Origin of the sequence: Prevotella sp. oral taxon 317 str. F0108 (assembly GCF_000162415.1) — a bacterium.
GTDB classification, from domain to species: domain Bacteria; phylum Bacteroidota; class Bacteroidia; order Bacteroidales; family Bacteroidaceae; genus Prevotella; species Prevotella conceptionensis.
This window is the reverse complement of sequence record NZ_GG740072.1, coordinates 1,234,845-1,241,130: the sequence shown is the minus strand read 5'-3', so window position 1 is coordinate 1,241,130 and position 6,286 is coordinate 1,234,845. Positions and strand designations below refer to the sequence as shown.

Here is a 6,286-nt window from a genome sequence, read left to right as displayed (position 1 = left end):
GGCGTAAGCCGTTCTTCTTTGAGTATAGTATAGGAGCAGCATTTCATAATCGCACTAACCTACCTATCATGAGCACCTTGGGTTGGAGTAGTAATGTGTATATGGGATGGTGGTTATCCTCAGCTATTGGTCTTCGTGCAGGTTTCCATGTCTCCAATGCAGATTGGGCGGATAGACCTGTGCGTGGTGATATAAAGACTAGGAGTATGATTGGTACTCGGGGTGTCGTGTTGGACATGCTATTCAATCCCCTAGGTTTTAAACGTGGATATGATTGGGATAGTAATGTAGGTTTCAACTTGTTTGCCGGCTACGAGTATGGCCAACAGAAACTGGCAAACGAGTGGCACTATGGCTCGTATAGTGGTAACTATGTGGGCTATCGTACAGGTGCACAAGTTTGGTTGAAACTATGTAACGACCTTAGGTTGAATGTTGAACCTTCCTATTCTTTTATGGAATTGTATAACGCCGTTAATGAGCGTAAACAATATGATGAAATAGGTCTTAAATTGGGACTGGCTGTACTCTTCCGTGATAAAGCTCATCGGGAGAAACTTCTCATCCCAGTTGATAGTGTGCCAGCTTCAATGCGAATGTCGCCTAACCGCGGTTTCTTTATTGGTATGGGATTTGGCTGGAACACAATGGTTAGGGCATGGAGATACACAGGTGGTGACGACCTTGCATTAAAGAATGCAGAATTCTTTGCAGGCTATAATTTCGATCCTTTCCATGGTTTTAGACTTAGTGCTGAATATTTGGGCGACAGAATACACACCTTAAATGAACTTGGCAATGGGTTGAATAATGAGAACCTTCAAAATATGATGCTTTCACTTGACTACCAGTTTAACATCATGAATGCATTTGCAGGGTATAATCCATATCGTCGGTGGAATGTTTATTTGTATGGTGGTCCAACTTGGGCACGAGGTGATGCTAGGCAATTGGCGTTTAACTTCGGTGGTATGTTGACATACAGCTTAACAAGTAGTTTAGCTCTGTTTTATAACCACACTGTCTACAGAATGCCCAAAGGTCGTTATGAGAATAATCAAATATATGGTAATGATGGTACGTATGTGAATAGTCTTAATGTTGGAGTTTTATATACCATCAATCAGCCTATCCGCGATGTGCTTCTAGGGATTAGTCAACTCACTAAGTCAGACTATTCTAGGCAACCTTTAACGTTTGAGTATAGTGTTGGACCTTCTTGGTACAACAATCTACCAATCTCTACTGGAAGTTCACTCGGTTATACAGCCAACACCTACTTGGGGCTATGGTTAAACTCAGCAATTGGTATGAGGGGTGGAGTCCACATCAGTAATGCCGATTGGTTTCATGATCTTAATGAACCTCGGAAAAACCAATTGGGACTATTGGCGGGAACTGTTGATTTGATGTTCAATCCTCTTGGGATTAGAGGCAAATATGATTGGAATATGCCATTTGGTTTCAATTTGTTCATGGGAACAGGACTCGGAAAGATACGTTTCGTGACAAGTAGAATGACAGCTTACGAGACCAAGTTCCATGAATTTAGAATGGGTGCACAATTGTGGATGAAGATGACTGACGATCTTCGTTTCAATGTTGAGCCAACATTCTCTAGGATGAGGGGCTTTGAGCATGGACGAGTTGCAAAATATGTAGATGAGCTTGCCTTAAAGCTTGGTGTGTCTATGATTTTGCGTGATAAAGCCGATAAGGATAAGACAATAGAGCTTGATAGTGCTACACAAGCTCGTGTTCGTTCGCCATATGGTATCTTCTTCGGAGGTGGTTTTGGTTGGAATACAACAGTTCATACTTGGCGACACACAGGACGAGGCTTTGACCTCTTGAAGAACGGCCTACTGTTTGCAGGATATAACTTCAACGAGTATCATGGTGTGCGTTTAGGCGGTGAATATCTGTACGATTATGTTTGGAATGATTATAATGGACCAGGCATCTACGAGAAACAGGAGTTTAAGAATACGATGTTGTCGCTTGACTATCAATTCAACATTCTCAATGCCATAGCAGGTGTAAGGCCTGGACGTAGATGGGAGGCATCCCTATATTTGGGACCAAGCCTTGCTTTGGGCGAGAAAGGTACAGATTTAGGATGGAATTTTGGTGGTATTCTCTCGTATCAACTAACGAAAGAACTATCCGTGTTCTATAGTCATACTGTTTATCGCATGGAGAAGAATAGGTATAAGACAGCACAGGTTTATCGTACTCCTGGAACATATGTCAACAGTTTAAATGTTGGTATTATATATAATATGAGTGGTTCTTTGGGAGATGGAGTTGGCTCGTTTACATGTGATTATGAACATAAACCCGTAATATTCGAGTATAATGTAGGTCCAACTTGGTTTAACGGTCTTGAAGTATCTAGGGCAAGTTCAATGGGATTTACTGCAAACGCTAATCTTGGCTGGTGGCTAAATTCGGCATTAGGCGTACGTGGTGGTATTCATGTAAGTAACGCTGATTGGACGAACGACGCTTCTGGTGAACAAAGATATCTGTTAAGATTCTATGCTGGAACTTTGGACTTGATGTTCAACCCGTTTGGTTTCCAGAAGAAATATGACTGGAACTCGACAGCAGGACTAAACCTGTTTGCAGGTGCAGGGACAGGCAATATAAGGTTTGTAACTGGCCAGTCGTCAACTCATGAGAGCAAGTTTAATGAGTGGCGTTTAGGAACACAAATATGGTTGCGTTTAGCTGATAACTTACGATTTAATATAGAACCGACGTATTCGTTGCTTAGAGGTTTCGAGAAAGTACAATCTGTTGCAAAGACTGATGAATTATCCTTAAAATTTGGCTTGTCCCTATTGCTAGGTAAAAATCTTGCTAATAATGAAGATGTTTCTTCATCGGATGCTTCGCAGATTGATTATAATCCTGCCAATGGATTCTATGTTGCTGCTGGTGGCGGATGGAATACCGCCATACACACATGGAGAACCCGAGGACAAGAGACCCCGTTCTTTAAGAATGCCTTGCTGTTCTTTGGTTATAGATTTGGCGGTTATCATGGTGTACGTGTTAGTGCCGAGTTTATGCAAGATAAGGTGTGGGAAAAATCGGGAGCCATACTGGAAAAGAAAGAATTTGAGAATAAATTATACTCACTGGATTACAACTTCCATCTCTTGAATGCCATTGCTGGTATAAATCCTGCAAGACGATATGATGTTTCGTTGTACCTAGGTCCATCTTACGTACAAAGTAAAGCTGGAAATGGGTTAGCATGGAATCTTGGTGGAATAATATCTTATAATGTAAGTTCTAAGATGGCGTTATTCTATAGCCATACTATCTATCGTATGGATAAGAAACATTATCAAAGTTCTCAAATTTACACTAAGCCAGGAGCTATTGTAAACAGTCTCAACGTAGGCCTTCAGTACAAGTTCTGACAAAAGTTTAAGGCAACACATTAATTTAATTGCTCAATATTCTATCAAGGAAGGGGATGTGTATTTAATAGCACATCCTCTTTTATTATTTCTGTTAAAGGGAAAATGCTTTTGCGATAAAAATGCTATCTTTGCAGCAAAACCCAAGTTGTCATTAATGGGAAATAAAGACTTGAACCGAATCAATGTTGTGTTAGTTGATAAGAAGCGAACCAATAAGTGGCTGGCAGAACAACTTGGTGTTGATCCTGCAACGGTCTCGAAATGGTGTACTAACTCGGCACAGCCCAATCTGGAAATCTCATGGAGATAGCCAAGGTGTTAGAAATTGACGTAAAAGAACTGTTAAGAATGTAATTAAACAATATGCCTCAGAACAAGAATGCTACAATAAGGTATCAAGCACTTGACAGGTGCTTTAATGAGTTCTGCTATAAATTCAATCGTCGCTATTTTGGAGATAGGTTGTTCGACAGGCTAGTGGGTTCTATCACCTATACGCCTGGATTCAAGCACAGAGTGTACAACTGAAACCTATTGGTAGGTCGCGGATAGCCATAAACTTTTCAATACGTATTTTTATGAAACGCTTTTATACTTTCTTATTTCTCGTTTTCTGTTCACTCTCTCTTTGTGCCCAATATGAGGAAAAGTCTGTTGTATTGGATGAAGTGACGGTAAAGGCTGCTATGGTAGTAAATAGAGCGGATGGTCAGACAATTTATCCAACCGAAGCTCTGAGGAATGCTTCAAACAATGGTTACAGCATTATGCAGAAGTTGGCATTACCCAACATTCGTGTGGATAACGTTGCTCATTCTATTTCTGCTATCGACAACAGAGGAGATGTACAGATTCGCATCAATGGTATCATCATTGGCAAAGAGGAGATGTTGGCACTCGATCCAAAACTAATCAGAAAAATTGAATTCATTGACAATCCAGGAGTTCGATATGGAGAAGATGTTGCGTATGTTATTGATATAAAGACCAGAATGATAAGTGGTTATACACTGGGCACAAATCTGACAACAGCATTGACATCGTTCAATGTAGATGGTATGGTTTACGGTAAATGGAATACCGGTAAGAGTCTATTCGCCTTGTCGTATAATGCGAGTGCAGGAAGGTTTGATAAACAAAAAGTTAACGAAATTGCAAATTACACACTGAGCGATGGCTACCTTTACACTATAGAACGTAACGATTTGGAATCTCTAAAAAAGGAAGTTTCACATAATGTAAAGTTGACCTACAGTCTAGCTGATACTACGGCTTATCTGTTTCAAGCTACGCTTTATAAAAATTTCAGGAATATACCGAAGGATTATCACCTCCGAAGGATAACAGATGGCTTACAGCAATATGAAGCCACGCTGTCAAACTCCTCTCGTGGTAGCGACCTGGGTATTGACCTCTACTTCTTCCGTCAACTCACTCCTTGCCAATCGATTACTGCCAATACTGTAGGCACCTACATAAGCACAACAAATAAGAACTATTACGATGAAGGAGCGCCTTATCAGTATAAAGTGAACGGCAAGACTGCCTCTGCGCTCTCGGAGGTGGTTTATGAGAATCGATTAAAGCCTTTCACTCTATCGGCTGGTTTGAATCATCGCTATAAATATACGAAGAATGATTATATAGGCGATGCCTCAGCTTTGGCAGAGATGAACCAGCACAACCTCTATATTTTTAGCGAAATAAAAGGAACGCTAAAAGATTTCCGCTATGTATTAGGTTTAGGCTCAAGTTACATTCATTACTTTCAGAATAAGCACAACTATGATTTCTGGACGTTTCGCCCCATAGCACTGCTATCCTACAACTTCCCACATATGATGAAACTGCGCTATAGTTTCGAGATAGAGGACAGGGCATCTCGCATCGCAATGATAAATGATGCAACGATTCAGACAAACAGTTTAGAAATGACTGTAGGAAATCCAAGCCTAAAACCAGGTCGCGATATAGATCAGTCATTGCGCTTATCCTACAACAACCAGCGATGGAACACTTACGTTGAAGGATTCTATCGCCATTGTATCAAACCCAATATGGTGCATTATGAACGAACATCAGATGGCAAGTTCATTTACACCCAGATAAATCAGAAAGAGATGGATTTGTTACGTTTGGCCGGATACGTCAGCTACTGGATACTGCCAGAAAAGTTGCAGGCATCAGTATACGGAGGTATGCAACGATGCTTCAACTACGGTAACGACTACTCGCATTTCTACACTTCATGGTTCTATGTTGGAAGCGTGACTGCATACCTTGGTAACTTCACCTTGCACGGTTATATTGACAACGGTAATCGCTTTTTAGAAGGTGAGAAAAGGGGATATAATGGTGCTTATTCTACCATTCAAGCATCCTATCAGTACAAAGATTGGCAGTTTTCTCTCTTATGGACAAATCCTTTCATCAAGAACTATAAGTCAATTGAAGACGAAATCCTCAATCGTGACCTCCACAAGCTAACCACTGTTTATGACAGAGCTAGCGGTAACCAAGTTTCCATCAGCGTCTCATGGCGTATGAGTCGAGGCAAGAAATATGTGTCAGTTGACAAGACTATCAACCTCAAAGATACGGACGACGGTATCATGAAATAGTAGCAAAACCAAAATACTTTTAATCTGATATCAATTCGATTCAAAGGCTACAGAATATTGTGCTGACCAGACAGCCAACTTAATAAAAAAGGAGCGAAAACCGAAAAGCTTATTAGAGTAGGTATATGATTTAAATATTTTTATTTAAGTAAGTGAACAAAATTAATTTACACAAAATAAATATATGTAATTTCCGTTCTACTTTGAGTTATGGGAAAACCAAAAGCA

The 6,286-nt window shown here is 40.3% G+C and carries 2 protein-coding genes and 2 pseudogenes; all 4 read left to right on the top strand.

Features of this window, described 5'->3' with window-relative positions; translation table 11 throughout:
• Window positions 1–68 precede the first annotated feature (68 nt).
• The 4 genes and pseudogenes from HMPREF0670_RS04630 to HMPREF0670_RS04620 all read left to right on the top strand — a co-directional run bounded on the left by HMPREF0670_RS04630 (window position 69) and on the right by HMPREF0670_RS04620 (window position 6,058).
• Complete coding sequence (locus HMPREF0670_RS04630; RefSeq protein ID WP_009230012.1) at window positions 69–3,434, top strand: hypothetical protein; 3,366 nt, start codon at window positions 69–71, stop codon at window positions 3,432–3,434.
• Between the two features lie 157 nt (window positions 3,435–3,591).
• Window positions 3,592–3,791 (top strand): annotated as a pseudogene (locus HMPREF0670_RS17005) (helix-turn-helix transcriptional regulator).
• A gap of 48 nt (window positions 3,792–3,839) precedes the next feature.
• Window positions 3,840–3,965: pseudogene (locus HMPREF0670_RS16220) on the top strand (IS1595 family transposase); the annotation flags it as partial.
• Window positions 3,966–4,015: 50 nt separating this feature from the next.
• Window positions 4,016–6,058, top strand: a complete 2,043-nt coding sequence (locus tag HMPREF0670_RS04620) for a histidine kinase (RefSeq protein WP_044077699.1) — start codon at window positions 4,016–4,018, stop codon at window positions 6,056–6,058.
• Window positions 6,059–6,286: the final 228 nt, after the last annotated feature.

Coding starts and splice junctions, on each gene's coding strand:
- HMPREF0670_RS04630 (WP_009230012.1), top strand. CDS start 69: ATGAGCACCTTGGGTTGGAGTAGTAATGTGTATATGGGATGGTGGTTA.
- HMPREF0670_RS04620 (WP_044077699.1), top strand. CDS start 4,016: ATGAAACGCTTTTATACTTTCTTATTTCTCGTTTTCTGTTCACTCTCT.